13 protein-coding genes are annotated in these 20444 nt (G+C 39.9%); 5 read left to right on the top strand and 8 right to left on the bottom strand.

Annotated features, from left to right (window positions below):
* Positions 1-167: 167 nt before the first annotated feature.
* The 3 genes from G3O08_RS09705 (at position 168) to G3O08_RS09695 (ending at position 11352) form a co-directional block, all read left to right on the top strand.
* Entirely contained in the window at positions 168-4862 is a 4695-nt protein-coding gene (locus G3O08_RS09705) for a T9SS type A sorting domain-containing protein (protein WP_163285169.1), read from the top strand.
* 224 nt (positions 4863-5086) lie between these two features.
* Entirely contained in the window at positions 5087-9511 is a 4425-nt protein-coding gene (locus tag G3O08_RS09700) for a Calx-beta domain-containing protein (protein ID WP_163285168.1), read from the top strand.
* A 740-nt stretch (positions 9512-10251) separates the two neighbouring features.
* Positions 10252-11352 carry a tetratricopeptide repeat protein gene (locus G3O08_RS09695; RefSeq protein ID WP_163285167.1) on the top strand — a complete coding sequence of 367 codons (1101 nt, stop codon included), beginning with the start codon at positions 10252-10254 and terminating at the stop codon, positions 11350-11352.
* Here the strand turns inward: G3O08_RS09695 and G3O08_RS09690 are convergent.
* The 3 genes from G3O08_RS09690 to G3O08_RS09680 are packed head-to-tail and all read right to left on the bottom strand — an operon-like array spanning position 11342 to position 13537.
* A complete protein-coding gene (locus G3O08_RS09690; RefSeq protein WP_163285166.1) occupies positions 11342-11782 on the bottom strand; it encodes a DUF3299 domain-containing protein in 441 nt (146 codons plus the stop codon). The genes G3O08_RS09695 and G3O08_RS09690 overlap by 11 nt on opposite strands.
* Positions 11772-12959, bottom strand: coding sequence for an ABC transporter permease (locus G3O08_RS09685; RefSeq protein ID WP_163285165.1), 1188 nt, complete (start codon positions 12957-12959; stop codon positions 11772-11774). The genes G3O08_RS09690 and G3O08_RS09685 overlap by 11 nt, the downstream gene beginning before the upstream one ends.
* On the bottom strand, positions 12956-13537 hold the full coding sequence (locus G3O08_RS09680; RefSeq protein ID WP_239541114.1) for an ATP-binding cassette domain-containing protein: 582 nt from the start codon (positions 13535-13537) through the stop codon (positions 12956-12958). Before G3O08_RS09680 ends, G3O08_RS09685 begins: the two co-directional genes overlap by 4 nt.
* 239 nt (positions 13538-13776) lie before the next feature.
* On the opposite strand from G3O08_RS09680, the gene G3O08_RS09675 reads away from it, so the two are divergent.
* Both G3O08_RS09675 and G3O08_RS09670 read left to right on the top strand, forming a co-directional pair.
* Positions 13777-14109 (top strand): energy transducer TonB, encoded by a 333-nt coding sequence (locus G3O08_RS09675; RefSeq protein ID WP_163285164.1) that lies wholly within the window; start codon positions 13777-13779, stop codon positions 14107-14109.
* 66 nt (positions 14110-14175) lie between these two features.
* Positions 14176-15123 (top strand): GSCFA domain-containing protein, encoded by a 948-nt coding sequence (locus G3O08_RS09670; RefSeq protein ID WP_163285163.1) that lies wholly within the window; start codon positions 14176-14178, stop codon positions 15121-15123.
* A gap of 223 nt (positions 15124-15346) precedes the next feature.
* Here G3O08_RS09670 and G3O08_RS09665 read toward each other — a convergent pair whose 3' ends face one another.
* The 5 genes from G3O08_RS09665 to G3O08_RS09645 all read right to left on the bottom strand — a co-directional run bounded on the left by G3O08_RS09665 (position 15347) and on the right by G3O08_RS09645 (position 20431).
* Positions 15347-16144 carry a Rossmann-fold NAD(P)-binding domain-containing protein gene (locus tag G3O08_RS09665; RefSeq protein ID WP_163285162.1) on the bottom strand — a complete coding sequence of 266 codons (798 nt, stop codon included), beginning with the start codon at positions 16142-16144 and terminating at the stop codon, positions 15347-15349.
* Positions 16141-16920, bottom strand: a complete 780-nt coding sequence (locus tag G3O08_RS09660; RefSeq protein ID WP_163285161.1) for an ABC transporter ATP-binding protein — start codon at positions 16918-16920, stop codon at positions 16141-16143. The genes G3O08_RS09665 and G3O08_RS09660 overlap by 4 nt, the downstream gene beginning before the upstream one ends.
* Positions 16917-17903, bottom strand: coding sequence for an iron ABC transporter permease (locus G3O08_RS09655; protein WP_204336833.1), 987 nt, complete (start codon positions 17901-17903; stop codon positions 16917-16919). Before G3O08_RS09655 ends, G3O08_RS09660 begins: the two co-directional genes overlap by 4 nt.
* Positions 17904-18221: 318 nt before the next feature.
* Positions 18222-19328 carry an ABC transporter substrate-binding protein gene (locus G3O08_RS09650; RefSeq protein WP_163285160.1) on the bottom strand — a complete coding sequence of 369 codons (1107 nt, stop codon included), beginning with the start codon at positions 19326-19328 and terminating at the stop codon, positions 18222-18224.
* Between the two features lie 2 nt (positions 19329-19330).
* Positions 19331-20431: an efflux RND transporter periplasmic adaptor subunit gene (locus G3O08_RS09645; RefSeq protein ID WP_163285159.1), complete on the bottom strand. Its 1101-nt coding sequence runs from the start codon at positions 20429-20431 to the stop codon at positions 19331-19333.
* Positions 20432-20444 lie beyond the last annotated feature (13 nt).

Below are 20444 nucleotides of genomic sequence, written 5' to 3'. Positions count from 1 at the left end.
CACTTTCTAATTGCCATGACACTCCCTAATCTTATACAACCTAAAAACTTTAGAATCTGTATGGAGTGGTCTGCTTTCTGCAGAACAGGCTTGGCATCAATTCAAATGAATTGTTAAACTCCGGTTAATAACCAAATGAATCAATTAGTTTCGTATATTGATTTGCGATGAAATTAAAAATTGACGATCAACAATTTAAAATGGTGAGACTTCCTATTTGGTTTCTATTTCTATTTTTAATATTGCCTTTTTTGGGTATAGCCCAATCGGGTCCGGGAGGGGTGAGCAATGATTCTGATCCTGTGAGAAATTGCCGGATGTGGCTTGACGCCGGCGATCTTGCTTCGCCCACGCAGCCCGATGGATCGGAGGTTACGCTCTGGCTAGACAAGTCAAATTCAACAGAGATCGACGAAGCCATTTGGATTGAATCTCATAACGGCATAACTTATAGTGAGTTTTTTACAGCACCTCTTTTTAGGAGCGATCCTGCATTTAGTATAAATGGGAATCCTGTTGTTTCTTTTGAAGATGGTGGAATGCTTTTAATGGGGCTCACTGCTAATGCAAACCTTAATACTGATTTGGTATCAGAATCAAATGGTATCACAAAACAAAGAACTGTACTTATTGCTTTCCGAACCGGAAATGACATTGCCTCGCGTCAATTTCTTTGGGAGCAAGGAGGAGGATGGAGAGGTCTTGGAATATACATCTACAATTCTGAATTATATATCGGAGTCTATGATATAGAAGGCTTGGGATTTGGATATTCTTATAAAAAAACGACCATTCAGCCGAATACAACATATATAGTATCACTCGTTTTGAATGTCGCCAATACGACCACTATCGATACGGCTACTGATAATCAATCTTTAAAGGGATCAATAAACGGCGAAAATTTCGGACCCTTGCAAGTTGGTGCTGACCATCCCAACGGAAGTTTTGGAGTGGGAGCAATAAAAAAGCAGAATGATCCAATTGGAATCGGCGGAGTAAATTCATTGACTGCTCACGAATCTTCTATGTATGACTGGACTTCTCCTGTTGGAGATTGTAAAGGTCATATTCCCTGCAATAATACACAAGTGAAGCCGTTCGGCCTTACCGGTCAATTTTCTTTTGAAGGCAGAATTGCAGAAATATGCTATTACGCTTACAGTCTAAACACCGCAGAGCGAATTATAGTAGAAAACTATCTGGCTGCCAAGTATTTTGCCAATGTAATAGCGAATGATAAGTATGAATTTCAAGCTAATTATGGTCACGATGTAATAGGTATTGGAGCAGATGCGAATGGTGATGATCACAATTACAGCAAAGGCGATAATCTTTTCGAAATAAGTGTTGGCAATATGGACAACGCCTTTAAATATGAGCCGGGGTCGCACTACTTACTAACGGGTCATAATGGCAATCCAAATCAGTGGACAAATCAGAACACTCCTGATAGTTCTAGTGTACAACGCTTACGCAGAACATGGCGATTTGACAGAACCGGCTTTGACGGAACTCAAGGTAATCAACAACTCACTTTCAAATTAAATCCTGCAGATTTACCAACACTTCCTACTCAAAACCAAAAACTAGTGGTTTTAATTGACAACAGTAACGGTCCGCTTCCAAACTTTTCTGTTTCGCCTAAAATAATTGAATTACCACTTATCGGTGGTGTTTATCTAGGCACATATCTTATTCCCGATGGAGCATATTTTACCATTGCAGCAGTGAAACCGACCATTCAATTTAAGCAGAACTCTGCTTATGCCCTTGAAAATGATGACCTCACACCAACTGTTGCGAGTGTAGAAGTGGAATTAAACTATACTCCTCTTCAAAGTTCTATCATCAATACAGGTGTTCTTTTCTCATCATTAACTGCAATAAACCCTACTGATTATACTTCGCCAAACACTTCTATTACAATCACTCCACCGAGCAGAACAGGATCGATATCTTTTAATATAATAAATGACCTTGTAATTGATATCCCTCCTGTAAAAGAGTTTTTAATCATACTCAACCCCGCAGCCACCGATGGCGGTTATAATATTGGCCAGCGTGATACTTTAGTCTATAAAATATACGACGACGACCCCGATCCTAAAGCAACTTTTGAAGCTGCAATAAACGATACTATTACTGAAGCAGGTATTGGCGGTACAGGATTAGCTCAAATTAATGTCCGCATTAACGGAACTACAACATCATCTGACAATAGAACCATTCGGATTTTAGATAACTTTAACGGTACGGCCACTTACGGTGTAGACTATGCACTACCTAATGCATCCGGCTGGCAAGACATGACATCTCCTTTGGGAAGATATAGAGACATCATCATTCCCGATAGCACCAATATGACCGCTTCAGTTCAGTTTGAAGTTTTTACCGATAATCTTGATGAAGATGAGGAGACAATTCAGTTTACTCTAGAACCCGGAGGTAATATTGGTGTAGACTCCAATTCAATTATAAACCACACCATTAATCTCGTAGACATAAACCCGGAACCTGAAGTTGAATTTTTAGCCACAAATTCTGAAGGATTTGAAGCAGTATCCCAACCGCGAATTGTAGTAGTACTAAGTGGTCCGAGTGCCAAAACAATCGAGGTACCATTTATAATTACAGGCGGTACGGCAACAAATGGTGCAAATGCATCAAACTCTGATTATACTGCGGAGATATCAGGATCTGTTATTTTTCCGCCGTACGATACCATCTCATACTTGTATTACGATTCAAATACGGGTAATGTCGCCTTTCAGGTGTACAGCGATGGTGCAGAAGAATCGGAGGAAACGATACATTTTATACTTCAGGAACCGGTGGCGAATGCCACATTGGGATCTAGATTGAATCATACTTACACTATAAAAGATTATGTCCCTTTTGAATGGTCAGGAGCATCAGGTGTAGGACGCTTGCGAGATAATACATTTTGGATGAACTTGGAAAATGCAACTCCGGGTCAAACTTCGGGTGTGCCCCAAATATCTACAAGGCCTATTAACATAAATCAAAGTACCAGTTTTTATCAACCAACTGTAGTTATGGGAACTAACAATCAAAAGGCCGTTTCTTTTGATGGAAATAATACAGTATTAAGAGTAAGCGGCAGCACCAGTGGAAAAAGTCCGTACATCAACACTTCAGGATTCTACGACAGCAAATCTATTTTCTTTGTTGTAAAACCTACTACGGTATCTTTATCGAAAGAAAATACGCCTCAGGTCATTTTTGAAGAAGGGGGGACTGAAAAAGGGCTCAATATTTATCTCCAAAATAAAAAACTCTATTTCCAGGCATGGAATACCACTGACGACGATGGAGAAGATGGTGATTTAGCTCCATGGGGGGATAATAATAGCTATGCGGAAAGTAATGAGTTAAACTACGATAGTACGTATGTGGTAAGCTGCCATTATTTAAATGATACATCCTCCACACCCGGCCTTCGTATTTTTGTAAATGGCCAATTACAGGGAACCTATGGGAATGCACCCGGTCAAAAAGTTGGCCGACTGTATGTGCATAGCGATGAAATAGGTATTGGCGGAATTTATAACAAATCGCGCTTTAAAGACGGACCAGATAATAGCTCAAGCGGAAAGAACCTGAAAGGAGAGATAGGTGAAATGATTTATTATAACGAAAGTGGGTATGCTATGAACACGGCCCGTATTCGAATAATACACAATTACTTATCTGCCCGTTTTAATGTGCCCTTAATCCCTTCTGAACAGGTTTTTGATTTAGCTTACGCAGATCGTACCAATACAACCGGCGGGTATGTTACTTATAACAATGATGTAGCCGGAATTGGAATAATGAATGCAGGGAATTTGCACGGAGTAGCTCAAGGAAAATCCCAATTAAAAGTAACGGGTACCGGACTTTCGGGATCAAACAAATTTTTAGCATGGGGTCACAATGACGAATCTCTTACGAATACTTGGCCATTTTCTTATGCCAACGCAGCTCTGCCCGGAGCGGTTCAGGAGCGATCAGGAAGAGTTTGGCGTTTTTCAGAAAATAATGATCTTTCTACTTCAGGCTTAACATTGGAAATGAACTTTTCTGAATCGAGCAATGCAACGGATTTGACCAACAATCGCCTGGAATATTTAAGACTTTTAGTGAGTTATGACGCAGCTGATTGGAGTAATGCCGCCGTTTTCAGTCCGTCGCCCACTCAACCAAATATTGAGGAAGGAGCTCGGGTGATTTTTGATAATGTTACCATTCCAGACGGTTCTTATGTGGCGCTTGGAAATACCAGTCCAAAAAGTATTTCTCCGCTTCCTGTGGAGTTACTTTCTTTTAATGCCCGTTTTGAGGTTGATCATGTGAATCTTTCGTGGACTACCTCTACTGAACACAACAACGATTATTTTGAGATAGAGCGTGCCGGCGATGATTTAAAATGGACAGAAATGCTACGAACACCGGGTGCAGGAAACTCAACAAGTCAAATCTCTTATTTTGAAAAAGATCGAAACCCGCTTCTTGGCATTTCTTATTACCGATTAAAACAAGTTGATTTTGATGGTCAATACTCCTATTCAGATGTGGTGTCGGTGCTCAACACCAATGAAACAGATGAAGATGCTGTATTCCTCTATCCGAATCCTAGTAAAAACGGAATGGTGATATTGCGTATTCCGGCTTCCGCCGAAAGGTTTTTGACGCAAGTAAGAATAATTGACCTTCAAGGTAAAATGGTGTGGTCAGGCGCTTTCGCGGAAAGCGAAAATATATTGGAGATAAACTACGGTGATTTAAAACCGGGAATGTATCTCATTGAAATCCAATCAGAAATAATTTACGAAAGTAAGAAACTTGTCATTCAATAATTCATTTCTGCGTATTTTACAAATCCTGATAAAATTCGAAATTTAGTAGCCTGCAACGTTCATTTCTAACTCATCCTTTTATCAAAAAGCTTATCACATATTGCCGCTAAAAGTGGAAGGGGATAGAATTATATTTTTTTGGGATGAAGCTTTGATTATACTCGACGATCTGTAACCTTTCCTGCAGTTTTTGAGTAAAATGTGTCGCAACATAACATTCGCGCATGACCCCCTATAATATTGTAATTCAGCTTTTTAAGCAGGTTTTATTACTCTTTTTATTTTTTACAATTTCACCTTCTTCCTATTCCCAACTGGGTCCAGGGGGTGTAAGTAACGAAACTCCCAATACACAAGCCCCAACCCAAAGTGATTTACGCTTATGGCTAGATGCAAGCACACTTACAACACTTGCCGATGGTGACCCTGTTGACATTTGGAACGATATTTCATACAGCGCCGTTAACGACAAAGGATTTAGACAAAGTAGCGACAATTTCTTACCCCCGTATTTTCGCGATGATCCCAGCGCTGCGATAAACGGATACCCCGTAGTGACCTTTGAAGATGGTAGAATGCTAAAAGTAAACTCGAGTAGCGATCTTAATACTTCCATCACTACAACATACGAGCAAACGATGATTTTTGCTTTCAGAACATCAGAAGATGTCACAAGCCGCCAAATACTGTGGGAAGAAGGTGGAGGATGGCGCGGAATGAATGCCTTTATTTATAATGGAGAAATATATTTGGGTGCCTACGATAAGCAAGTTGATAATGACCCGGGACCAAATGTTCCCGCTTTCGGCTACAATTATGTAAAAAGCCCAATCCAGCCGAATACGACTTATGTACTTTCGCATATATTCTCAGCTCCTACAAACAATACATTGAACGGCTATGTAAATGGCTACCAAAACGGTTCATATTTTGGAACCCTAATAAACGGTGGACAATATAACGGTGGAATTGGCGGGGTGTATCGTCATCCCGATGCTATCGGGATCGGGGCAGTAAATTCAGATTCATTTAACGAACACGGACCTATAAACAATCAAACCGGGCTGTATTCTTTTCGGGGGAGACTTGCCGAAATATGCTATTACAATAAATTGCTTAATGATGCAGAGCGCATTATCGTAGAGAATTATCTCGGTGCAAAATACTATGCAAATATTATTGTAAATGATAAGTATGCTCACCAGGCAGATTATGGAAGAGATGTTATTGGAATAGGACAGACTTCAAATTCGCCTGCTACTCGCCACAGCGTGAGTCAGGGTCGAAACCCCTTTGAAATAAGCCCATTTAATTCTGGAATTTCGTTTAATACATCAAATGAGTTTTTATTTGTAGGAAGCAATGGGTTGCCATTAACCCTCACAGAAGATAACGTGCCAAACGATCCCGGAAGCACAAAGCGTACCGAGAGAATATGGCGATTTGACGAAAGTGGCGATTTATCTTTCGTAAAATTCCGATTCCATATTTCAGATCTCCCCCCCCTACCTGCGGGTTTTTCTAAACATATTTTAATCTTTGACAATACGAGCCCTAACTTTCCCAGTTTTACTACTTCAAATAGTACAACATACGAACTTGCCGATGCAGGAGGCGGATTTTATGAAGCCAAAGTAAATGTGATTGATAATTCTTTCATGACCATAGGGGTTCTAAAACCGCAAGTGTCTTTTGCGAATAGCGAGGCATTTGCCGTAGAGGGTGATCCCGCACCGGATAGTACCGTTTATGTCAACAAAGTATATGCCCGGCTAAATTATATCCCTACAAGTTTGGTGAAAATTGATTTTTCGTTTACAGATGGCACTGCCACCAGAAGTACTGACTACGGCTATTTAAACAGTGATGTAAGTAACGGGGTAACCTTTCCGCCTGGTGTTCAGCAAGTTCCCATTCGCATTTGGGTAAAAAATGACATAGTATTAGAGGACAATCCCAGCACCGAAAGTTTCTACATAAATTTGGAAATCGGCAGCAACACTACTACAGGTGTGGGTATGGGGACACCGAGCCAGCATACATTTACAATCTACGATAATGATCCGCCCCCAAAGCTCAGTTTTGCACAGTCTACCAGTCAGGCACTGGAGGGCGTAGGAAGCCATTCAATTGATATAGTAAGAACAGGTAGCACAGCAGGGACAGCTTCGGCAAGAGTAAAGATCAATTTGGGAACATCTACCACTGCCATCGCCAATGAGGATTATACTTATCCGGTATATAAAACTGTAGTTTTCGCCCCGGGAGAATCCATTAAATCTGTTACGGTAGATATTCTGGATGATGACATTGACGAAGTAAATGAATTTATAAAGTTTCAGCTATACTACATTGCTGGAGCGGGATCTGAAGCAAGCTCTATACTTTTTCATACTGTAGAGATACTGGACGATGACCCTCCGCCCACGATAGAATTCACATCGGTAACCTCTCAAAATTATGAAACCAACGGCACCCCCCTAATTCTTATTGAATTAGATAAACCCAGCTCTAAACCGATTTCGGTAAGCTATACCAAAACAGAACTATTAACGACGGCTGCGAGTTATGGTCCGGATTATGAATTAACTTTCCCGGCTACAATTATTATCCCGCCCGGAGATACGCTTGGATATCCCATAAACTTCTTTGTGCAACAAGATGGTATTGCTGAAGACGATGAAACGGTAGAGTTTGAAATAACCGGAGCTTCAAATGCCAACGTTGGAACAAATACAAGGCACGTTTATACCATTAAAGATTATTCTACTTTTGAGTGGAAGGGTGCGGCCGGAGTTGGAAAAGATAGCGACAATATTTTCTGGCTCGATATTAACCGGCAATCAGGTTCACATAATTCGTCGCTTCAAATATTGACAAATTTTAGTCCACAAAATATAGACATTTATCAGAATACCGAGGGCCGAAGAGCAAATATCCAAACGACATCCAATTTGATCAATGGCAAAAAGACGATGAATTTTGATGGTGGGGATATGTACAAAATAAGTAATAGTGGTTTAATTAATATCGCTCCTTATGTTGTAAATAAATCGTATTTTATGGTAATTAAAACTGGGGTCTCGGTAAACGGGTGGCATACAATATATAAACAAGGAGGTGGCAGCCGGGGCCTTGCTATATACATTCAGGATGGATCGCTTTATTTTCATGCCTGGAATAATCCAAATGATGGTTCTGAATCTCCTTGGGGAAGCGGCTTTGGTCCTGCACGGTATGCGCGTTATGACGGATTATTACCGAATACTGCCTACGTAGTAGAATGTTTATTTGATAAAGATGCAACCAATAAACTGCGTGTTTATGTAAATGGAGAGCTCGGACAAAGAACTGAAACCGGATCATGTGGCAGAATATACTCTCATTCAGGCGCTATAAGTTTAGGTGGAGCCGATGGAGATGCGCGCTATCATGATAACAGCTCAACTAGTGGAAGATACTTTAAAGGCTATCTGGCCGAAATGATTCATTTTAGTGACGCCCCGGTTAATGAAACCAGGAGAAAAATACTCGAAAATTATCTTTCCGGAAAATATAATATTCCATTAAATACCGGACAGCTCGTTGAATTAAACACTGGTTTGGATAATGATATAGCTGGAATTGGACAATTAAATGCCAGCACGGTTGATACCCATACAGACTCGCAGGGCAGCTCAATTTTGAGAATCAAGACACCTTCAATCATTACAAACAACTCATTTGCATTTTGGGGTCACAACAATGTAGCACTAAGTGAAATATGGCCATGGAGCAATGCCAGTCTTCCAAACGGCGTAGTAGAAAGGTCTGGAAGAGTATGGCACTTTTCGAAAACCGGAAGCATAGACGGTTTTCAAATATTGATTAGATTTAACACAGCACTGAATGCTGCAGATTTCGGTGTTAACGATTTAAAATTATTAATACACGGAAATCCTGACGCCCAGAATTTCAACGGTGCCCGTATAATTAACGCGAGTGAAATCATGTCGGGATACGTTGCGCGATTTAACAATGTATCGATTGGGGATGGAGAGTTTATAGCTTTGGCGAATGCAAGCAGTATTACTCCGCTCCCTATTGAACTATTGAGTTTTGAGGCTTCGGCAAGTGGATCATTAGTAAATTTAAACTGGATAACTTCCACAGAGATTAACAATGAATTTTTTGAAATACAAAGAGCCGATGCAGACCTAAAGTTTGAAACTATTGCCGTAGTAAACGGTGCAGGCACATCAAACCGAATGCTCTTTTATTCAGAAATAGACAGAGAACCATTACAGGGAATGAACTATTATCGTTTAAAGCAAATTGACTACGATGGTGTATATGAATATTCAGATGTAGTTTCTGTTTTGTTTGATAAGGAGCAAACAGCCATAGACAATTTCGATTTTATAGTATATCCGAATCCTACGAAGGGTGATAATCAAATAAATATTATCAGCAATAGCAAAATGGGCGATAGTACAGAGTGGCAAGTGCATATAACTTCTACCACAGGCAGCGTTTTACTAAAGCTGAAATACGAGGCTAAAAACGCGTATCAAACTATTAACCTACCGAGCAGAATATCGTCAGGGGCATATTTAATCACCTTGTCTAACAATCAATTTACAAAGTCTCAAAAAATCATTGTGAATTAAAAAAATCCCGATCTCAAATAAACTTCCGCTCAATAGTTCAAACATAACTATTGGACTTTTTTATGACCCATTAGCTTTAAGACTATTCCTTTCAGCGAATAGCCGTTAAAAAATAACCGCTAAAAAAGTTTATGGTTTTATTTTTTACTTTTTTAATAAGTTATGTAGAACAAAACTTGAAACTTCCTGTTTTCATGGGTGATTACCCATTTTAAACAATGGCGTATTAGTAATTTAGAATTAATAAAAGAATCTAAACTGGTCGTTTAATCGTAGAATAGTAAGGACATTAATAATCGAATATGGACAGATATAAAGAAATCAGAGAAATAATAATTACCAGCTCTAAAAGTGAGTTAAATAGCATTGAGGCTCATATAGCGAGCATGCCAACGGTAAACACTTCTCAGGTTTTAAAATCGAACGATTTTATTAAGGCAATATCAGAATTTCCTGAAAAGTCGGAAGTTGAAATTTTAAAAACCATTGGATTCGAAACCAAAACAGATAATCTTTCTGTTTTCTACCGTGCAACGCGTAATTTAATTCACGAAGCGTTACTTCTGGATATCAACCTCGATAAGCAATTTGAGTATAGCAATAGCTTTAGAAATAAAGCCACCGGCAGGAAAAAATTGATTCTGGCCGAAATCTTCCTCAAAAAAGGACTTTTAGAAAATGCTAACTTTTTGCTAGATGAGATCATATCGAGATCTACGAAATATGAAGAAATAGACCAGGTGATAGAAGGTTATGAGCTTTTAAAATTAAAAAGCGTTTTAAATGCTGATGTTAAAGAATACGATCAATACGACCAAAAATTAATTGACCTCGAAGAGCAACGCACTGGCCTTCATAAAGCTCGAAAACATTATCAAAATGTGTCTTTGCACACTGGTTTACCTTTACCGAAGGCTTTTAAGGCAGCGATTGAAAATGGTCTTAAAGAAGTAAAAGATATTTCCAAAAAAAGTGATCTATATTCGGTTACCTACTTTTTATGGCTTATTGAGGGTGAGAGCCTGAAACTCAAAAAAGATTATAGTGGAGCGGTTAAAAAATACCGTGATGTTTTAGAAATTGTGCGATCAAAAGCTCCTTTGCAAAGCTCTGAGCGCGAAGCGCAAATATTGCTAAAGATTGCGCAGTGCGAAGTATTAATAGAGAATTATAAAAAAGCAAAAGAAATATTTAGTGAAACGGCTAACCTATTTAAGAAAAGTGATTACGAGCATTATTTGATTTCTTCTAAAATAATGTTTCTTGATTTTTATAACGGAAACTATAGTGAAATAAAAAGCCTTCTGGATCTGCGAAGTCGTTCCAGATACATTACAAGTCTCCCTTACGCCACGGCGCAATACGAATTTTTTAATGGCGCATTTCTATACTTAAATGACAAACCTTTAACTGCGGCGAAATTTTTATTCTCCAAAGCAAATCCTACAGCAAGTATTCCCTTCGAAACTCAATTGGGCATCAATTTTCTACTATTGATATCCGGAATTGATATTTTAAGTACCCACCCAAAAATCGCGGATAAATCAATAAAAGAAGCCTTTAAAAACCTGGAAGAGATAAAGGCTGATCATTCTTTAGGAAAACGCGATAAGCTTTTAATCAGAATATTTAAAAAGTTAAAAGCACGTAACTACGACTTTGAAGTAACGCTGCCAGTTATTGCAGAAAACTTACAGGAATTAAAAAGAGATTCTGATTATAAATGGACACCATTTTCGCATGAAGTAGTGCGTATTGAGGAATGGATAAATGCTAAAAATCAAAAATCTGTAAAGCCCACTAAGAAAAAAACCACACGCAAAATAGTTGCTAAGGCTTAACTCGCGCGTTGCGCAGAACATAAACCAGCTCGTCAACATTTGTGTCATTTAGTTCAAGCGTACCTTCTAGCTTTAGTCGCTCGTCGGTATTAAAAACGCGTGTATTGCCTTGAAAGTAAACCGCCATGACAGATTCGGGGCCTGCGTTTCCGCAAAAGAAACAAGCACTAAATGGGAATGCGGATAAAACGTATTGGTTTTGTTCTACATCTATGGGAATGATGTAACCTGTTATTTGAATTGTTTGTCCATCATGTTTTTTCTGCTTTTCGCCAAAAAGCGGGTAATAGACGTAAATATCATCCTTTTCAAGATAAATATCCTTGAAAGTGATATCCATTAAATTTGTCCAATTTACTTCCGGCACATTTTGAGCAACCAGGTTGAAGCTCATAATCAGTAAGATAAAAGATAGGATTCTAATTTTCATAACGAGATAATATTTTTGAAACGTCCATTTTTATAGTGGTTATTGACGGCAGTAAGGCCGCAAAAATACACAGAACGATGGTAGCAGTAATCAATAACCATTCCAGCGGATCTAAAGCCCAGATAGACACGTTAATTCCAAACTGTTCATTCGCGTAAGTATTTAAAAACGCTATGCCTATGTGAGAAAGTATGAGTCCTAAAACGGTACCTATGATACCGAGCATCAGCGCTTCTAGAAGTATCATTCCAAATATCTGACTACGTGAAGCACCCATTGAGCGCATCAGAGCCATTTCAAATGCTCTGTCCTTCAATGCATTGACCATTGACACAAAAACACTTACCGCCCCGAGCAACATGATAACCAAGGCCACAATCTGCAAAGTAGAAATGGCGACTCCAAAAAGCTCGAATAGCCTATTTACTTCTATAGCAGGCAAAGCTGCCTGCATGCTTGTTTGCTGATTTACAACACGTGGCAGGGTCATTATGCCCATTTTACTGCGAAATTTTACAAGCATCGCTGTTATCTCAGGTGTCGCCGAAGAGTCGTGATCGGCATCGGCGTGAACCTCCCAAATACTTTCAGGCGCAGTTAGTATGAGTTTATCTAAAACCGAACCCGAAGTATTGAGTACACCCACAACCGTGAAAGGATGCTCTTCGTGGTCGTGACCCATACCATCTACTCCATGAGCACTGTAAAATTCATCTCCGGTTTTTAAATCAAATTCTTGGGACACTTGTGCACCAACGACTGCTTCAAAAGGTTTTTCCCATAAAATCCCATCGGCCATCGAGCCATCGTAAAGGGCAACATACTTTTGAGAGGTTCCTACAATTCGCCTGCCTTTATAGCTGTCGCCAAAAGAGAGTTCAATGGTTTCTTTAATCTGAGGATTTTTTGCCAGTTTGCGGGCTTCAGCTAAGCTGATATTCCCAGTAGGGCTATCTATTTGATATATAGCAGATAAGATAAGTTGCAGTGGACTTCCCTTCGCTCCCACCACCATATCTATTCCGCGAATGTTTTTCTTAAAGCTATCGTCAAGCGCATTGCCAACCAAAATAAGTAATGAAGCTAATGCCACACCCATTGTAAGCATAGTTACTGTTAACACCGAGCGCATTGGGCGAGCAAATAAATTCTTAAAGCTCAATTTGAAAACGTTCATAGCGCTACCATATTTTCAAATTTTGATTTTAAACGCTGGTCATGAGATACGACAATAAGCGTAGCGCCATTTTTTACGGCTTCCTGGTGTAGAAGCTCATATACCATTTCGGCATTATCGTCATCAAGGCTGCTGGTAGGCTCATCGGCCAATACAAGAGTTGGCTTAGCCGCAAGCGCGCGCGCAATTGCCAGCCTTTGCCTTTCGCCACCGCTTAACTCATTCGTGCTTTTCTGAGCCTTATCGCCTATTCCCAATTCGTTCAGCAAACTTGTAGCATCTTGCGTATTTACTTTTCCAAAGCCAAAAAGCTGGGCGACTTTGATATTTTCTAACACATTTATTGAACTGATAAACTTTGGCTGCTGAAAAACCAGACCTATGTTTCGGCCACGGAACTTATCCAGTTTCTGTTGCGATAAGGCACTTAAATTGCTGCCCGAAATAATAATTTCACCTTTTTGCATCATCAAAAGTCCACTCAGTAAGTGGAGCAGAGTAGTTTTACCCGTTCCGGAATTGCCCGTTATTAGCAAACGGTCATTTTTCGAAATCTCAAAATCGGGAAAAGAGATCATAGTCCCATTTTGGTAGGAATAAGACAAATTTCTTACACTTAAAATAGATTCATTCATATTAGCCATAGCCGCTGCAAATCTAAGGTAATCCTTTCGGAAAAATTGCCTAGTTAAAATGCACCACCGATTTCACATTAGATACATTTGGATAACCCAATATTTATAGAAGAATAAACTGTGGAACATGTATTAATAACCAGTAAGATTCACCTTTGCCCCGAAAATCAAAACAGAAAACAATGAAAAAGTTGAGTACGCTTATTTTAACAGTACTTATCATTTTATTAAACTTTTCAGCTCATGCAGGATCAAATCCCGGAAGTGAGATGCAAAAGCTCATTAGAAAGGAAATCTCTTACCCAAAATTCGCCATGAAAAACCAGCTACAAGGAGTTGTTATGGTGCAATTTGAAGTAAGCGACATGGGATATGTGCAGGTGAAAGAGATGAACGCCTCACACGATGAACTAGGGAAATATGTTCGAGATCAATTGGAACAGCTAAGACTTGACCCGCGAAAGTCAAGTGGTATGCACTTTGCTAAATTCACTTTTCGATACGAAGAATTGTAATTCTCAACCAAATTAAAAATAAAAATCCGCCGTCTTAGATAGCGGATTTTTAGTTTATTTTGGGCTGTGGAAATTTTTACCAAAATAGCCTTTTCTGTTTTTGAATCGAAAGTAGATTACCATACTGAATGTGTCTTTATGGGCAGCTGCTTTTCTGAAAACATAGGCGGCTGGTTGAAAGAAATGAAATTTGATGTACAAAGTAATATTTGCGGCATCACTTATAATCCAGTCAGCATCGCAAGACATATTTCCAGAAGTCTTGAAGGTGAACTCATTTCAGAATCAGAGCTTCTCAAAAGTCGTGAAACCTATGTGCATCCCGACTTTCACAGTTTCTTTAAAAATGTGGATGCAAAGATCGCTGCGAAGCAAATAAATAATGCTATTCAGGGGCTTGGAATAGCGCTTCGTGCAAGCTCCTTTTTATTTCTCACATTCGGAACCTCAATTGCATTTGAGAATAAATCGAATGGGCAAATTGTAAATAATTGTCACCATTTACCTTCTTTTGATTTTTTAAAGCGTATGCTTAAAGAAGACGACATGCTAAACGCGCTTGATGAGGCATTCGAAAAACTTCTGAGCATAAATCCAGATCTTAAAATCATTTTAACCGTTTCACCTATCAGGCATTTGCGCCATGGAGCTACAGACAACAATCGATCTAAGGCCCGATTGATCAGACTCTGTGAGATGCTTGAAAATAAATATCCCAACACAAAGTATCTTCCTATTTTTGAATTTGTAATGGACGAGTTGCGGGATTATCGATTTTATCGACAAGATGATTTTATCCATTTGAATGAGCTAGGTATTCACCTTATTCGGGAGAAATTTAGCGAAGCGCTTATTTCACAAAATGCATTTCCCTTGATGGCGAGAATTAAGAAATGGAAAGCGATGGCAGATCATAAAATAGAGAATGCCGGCAGTGAAGAATCAAAGGCGTTTTTGAAAAAGCTAGAAAGAGAAAAAAACGAATTAGCTAAGCTATTACCAGGACGGTTTTAGTTTTCTATTGGTCGAGTCCCGCACCGGATGATTTGTCTGGCGTTCCGTCTCTAATCCCGAAATATTCGGGGTTGCTTGAGACAAAAGTTATTGTATTAAAGAGCTTAGTGAGAAATGAAATCGTCTCATTAATAGCCCGGCAGGATACCGGAAAAAGCGTCCCTCGAGAGACGCCACGCTCGAAAGCGCGGTAAACTAGAGCGACTGCTAAAGTGACATTTATTTAGGCCATCTCAAACGGATCATTAAACTCAAAATCAATTGTCTCGGCTTGTGTTTTATCACCTAGAATTAATTTTCCGCCACTCATATCTCCTTCATCAAACTCCGGCTTTTTCAATCCCATTTTTTCCGCGGCAGCGATATAAAACTCCTTTTTTAATGGATGTTTAGACGCTATAGCGTGAAAGCACGAACGATTGGTTTTATTCTCGATAAGAAATTGAGTAAGCGCAATAAAATCCTTTCGGTGCACCAGATTTACCGGGTGATTTTTTCCGGATACATTTTCTCTCCCGGCAAGATATTTTGCGGGATGCCTTTCCCCACCAACTAAGCCGCCCGGGCGAATAATGCTTAGCCTTCCGGCAAAATTTTCGGCCAGATAATTCTCTGCGCGCTTAAGAACTTCTCCATTTCCGCGGGTTGGTTCTGGAATCGTGTCTTCATCAGCATTAATCTGATGCTCGCCAAAGACTCCTGTTGACGAAATAAAAATGAGGTGTTTTAGATCGAACTTTTTAATTCCTTCAAGAATTTTCATCATCTGATATGAATACGCCGTAGTTTTTGCAGCTGAAGGTGGAATATTTAAAATCAATACATCAACATCAAAAACCGGTTTTAATTGAGCATAATCCAGTTCTTCATTCAAATTGAGATAATGTGCCGAAACAGAATCAACATCCCAGCTCGATACTCCATCTCGTGATGATTTTGTTCCAACCACTTTATAAGAAGCAGATAATTTTTCAGCCAGTGGCTTTCCGTACCAGCCCAATCCGATTATACTGACTTTCATAGTTTTGGATTAAAAATGAGATTCTCGTTTTCAAAATAGATATCCGATGTTTTCAAAAAGCTACACATCAATTCATGGTTTGCCACCTCTTTTGGTGTACCTGAAATGTACCTTCCGGAATCATTGAGCAGAACAATTTTATCGACCATTTTAAAAACCAACGATATATTGTGAGAACTCAATAGAATGGTTTTTTGTTCGTCGCGCGCAAGCTTTTTGAGCAATTTTAAAAACTCAATGCCGCTTGGCAAGTCCAGGTGAGTCGTTGGTTCATCGAGAATCATTACGGGCGCATTTTGCGCGAGCATTTTTGCGAGCATCACCTTTCTAAATTCGCCATCGCTAAGGGTACCAATTGGGCTTTTCCAGAAGGCAGACATCCCGACTTTTTCAAGCGATTCAATTATTACGCCTTCATCCTCGGCTTTTAACTTTCCAAAAATGCCCGTGTAAGGCTGCCGACCAAGAGAAACAAGATCAAAGACTGAAAACCCATCCACCCGTGCATAGTTGCTAAAAAGATTGGAGAGGTAACGCGGACGACTGCTCCGGGCAATCGCTGAAAGATCTCTCTGATTCCAAAACACCTTGCCGGAATTAGATTCCTGCAATCCCGAAAGCACACGAAGCAAGCTTGATTTTCCCGAACCATTCGACCCGATTAGCGCAAGCATCTCTCCTTTTTGCATAGCTAGATTAAAATCGGTGAGAATTACGCGATTCTCCTTTCTGGAATGGTAGGAAATTGAAATATTTTCGGCCTGAATCGCGGTCATAGTAGAAATTTCTTTTTTCGGCCGGCAACGATCAGATAAATAACTACCGGTGCACCCATAAATGCACAAACTGTATTGAGCGGTATGGCGTAGTCGCTACCCGGCAAACGGGCAATAATATCGCAAACTAGTGCGAGAATTCCTCCGAGTAAAATGGTAGCTGGAAGGATGATTCGGTGATCGACAGACTTAAAAACAAAACGGGCTATATGAGGAGAAGCCAATCCCAGGAAAGCCACCGGGCCGCAAAAGGCAGTTACCACTCCGGCTAAAATTCCTGTGGCCATCATAATTTTTATGCGCAGCGACTTTATGTTTATCCCCATTGAGCCCGCGTGCATTTCGCCGAGCAATAGCGCATTGAGGGGTTTGATAAAAAATGGAGAGAGAATAAGAACGAAAATTATTGGCAAAATAAAAATATAAATATCCGCCAGAGAGACACCTGAAAAACTTCCAAATCCCCAAAACACGAAGGTTTTAATCGCATCTGCGGAAGCAAAAGATTGTAACAGACTTACTATGGCTGATGTAAAAAAGCTCAACATTAAACCCACGATTAAAACAGCTGTAACATCAAAAAACTTTTTGGCTACAGCCAGAATAATGAGCAAAACAGCAAAAGCGCCAATTACTGCCGCTAGGGCAATTTGGTATTGGCTAATTATAGAAGCCGTAACTCCCAGCGTTAAAACAGCCACTGCCAGTGAAGCACCAGAAGTAATGCCGAGAACCGATGGTCCGGCAAGCGGATTTCGAAAAAGCGTTTGCATAAACAACCCTGCCAGAGCCAAGGCTGAACCACCAAACAAGGCAACTATCGCTCTTGGAAACCGTGATTCAAACAGAATATGTTGATCAATTTGCGCTAGCTTATCCGGCGCAAAAATAGCAGTTACCGGAATATGAACTGACCCCAAAAACAGACTTACCACAAAGAGCACAGCCATAATTAGCGTGAGACCTATCCAAAGAGGAAGCATTTTTTTTGCCATTGCGCAAATATAATCATAGCTGATTTACGGAGAGGAGATATTTAAGAAGTGAGGGAATCAAAATTAGGGAAACTAGAATTGGAGAATTTCGTTGTGCTATTGCTTTATACTCTTAGCTGTTGAACTGTAGGATTTAACAGCTGGCAGGTCTCAGAATCAAAGTGACCCAACCGAAAGGACGTAAACTTGGCAGGCTTCAATGAAACAACTTTGATCGCAGTCTCGCTTGTGTTGTTACGATAATTAAAGAATTTCAAATATGAATATGACATAAAGATGGGAGCTCTTTTTAATCTCTATTACTTCCTACTCCACCCTCCTAAAATACTTCCCCACATAATTTGGCAAAACATCAGGGTGTAAAATAGCTATCATATCAGCCAAAATAACATCAGGCTCCATAACAGCATCGCCAAAGTAATCGGTTTTGGCGGCATTACAGACGAAAATATTGCTGTCGCGAAATGATTTAAATGTGCCATAATAATCATCCATTTCGAGGATAGATTGCATGGTAAACGGATCGTCTTGAGAAGTAACCATTCCCCAATAATCAGCGTCAGAAATGGCTTTTAGTGCCACTTCATAATCAATTTCATGACTTCCGGCTCCTTCCAGATTATTGAAGACATAGCTACCTCCAGCATCGCGAATATAACTGGCAATATAGCTTTCGCTGCCTGGCGCATACCAAATGTCGCTGTATCTGCTTCCGGTAAAAACCGAAGGAGAAGATAAGCTTCCTTCAACTTTTGTTTGCAAATCGCGGTAACGGTTTTCTATTGATTTAAAAATGCTGTCAGCTTCCTGCGCTTTTCCAGTAAGAATTCCCGCCAGCTTTATCCATTCTGCGCGGCCAAGTGGATGGGTTTCGAGATACTCCATGTTAAGCACAACTGGAATCCCCTGTTTTTCTATTCTGCTAAAGTCACTGTCGCCATAGCTGTACACCATAAATACATCGGGATCAAGTGACAGAACCTTTTCAAAATCAAGCTCACCAGCCGAGATCAACTCAATGGTTTTTCCTTGAGCGACCTGATTGAGCAGGTTTTCATTCATCATTCTATCAGCAAAGGTTACTCCGGTAACCAAACCGGCTTCGCCAAGTTTATCGAAATACGCAATAAATGTGGTGCTATTGAGGGCAGCAGTTTTTACCGGGATTGAAATAGAATCGCTTTTGTTATCGATATTTTTAATGGTGAAAAAATAAGATTTCACGCCTTCACTTGTGTCGCGTGGGTTCCTAATTTCTACTCGGTATTCGTCTCCTTTTTTCCAAATTCGCAAACCTTGGGCATAATCGATTTGAAGTTTTTGAAAATCGGGATTTTCAAATTTTTCGGAAGGATGATTAGTACAAGCGAAAAGTGAAAAGCCAACAAGAATTGAGAGCAGGTGATGAATCATTTTTACTCTTCAGTTATTGGTTGATTCCACACCTTAATGGCATCTCCTGCGCCAACTCCCGAAAGCACCTGCACTTTTATTCCATCGCTAAGGCCTAATTCCACTTTGCGTCTATCGTAAGTTTGCTCGCCCGTTTTTACATCTACGTAAGTGTCTGTTTCGTTTTCGTACTGCACCAACCCTTCGTTTATTGCCAAAACACTATCTCTTCGCGCCAAAACCACATTGGCATTGGCCGAATAGCCGGCACGAATAAACTGATCTGATTTCGCATTTACGGCCGCCTTGATTTCGAATTGAATCGCTCCATTTTCTTCTATGCCTTTGGGCGAAATGTATTCCAAAACGGCATTGAAATCTAAATTTTCAATGGCGCCAATGGTCAAAATCAAATCCATTCCCTCTTTGATTTTCCCAACTTCAGACTCATCTACTTTTCCCTCAAAAATCAAATCGCTCATATCTGCAATTGTAGCGATGGTAGTTCCTTCGTTGAAGTTATTGACTTCGATTACCGAATTGCCAATTTCGATTGGCACTGCCAGAACCATTCCAGTAATTGTACTTCGCACCAGGGTATTTGCGGTAGCGCTATTCTTTTTGGAAGCACCTTCGCGAATAATGCGGAGATTATCTTCAGCTCCTTCCAGTTCCGTTTCGGCATTTTTCTTGGCAAGTTGAAAAGGTTGGAAATCGGCTTTGGAAATTACACCTTGATCAAAAAGAGTTTGATTTCGAGTGAAATCAACAATTGCATTGTCACGTGCAATCTTTGCTCGGTCAACCCGATTTTCGGCATTGTTAAGCGATACCATGTCGGGAATTACTTTTATCCGCGCAAGCACATCGCCTTCCTTCACCTGCATTCCTGGCTCTACCAAAAGCTGGTCGATTATTCCGGAAACAACGGGCTTAATGTCTATCTCCCTTCTGGGAACGACAGAGCCAGTAGCTACTGTTTTTTGAATAATATCGGTGTAATAGGGTTCTTCGGTCTCAAAAGAAATCGCTTTTTCCTGCGATTTTTGATATACATAATACAGTGTCCACGCCAGCAAGCCGACAATTAATAAAGAGACAATGATAAAAATGACTTTTTTCATGGTTGGTAATTTG

This window comes from Cryomorpha ignava, from assembly GCF_010686655.1.
Lineage (GTDB): Bacteria > Bacteroidota > Bacteroidia > Flavobacteriales_D > Cryomorphaceae > Cryomorpha > Cryomorpha ignava.
The sequence above is the reverse complement of the archived record's forward strand: the minus strand, read 5'-3'. Positions and strand labels throughout refer to the sequence as shown.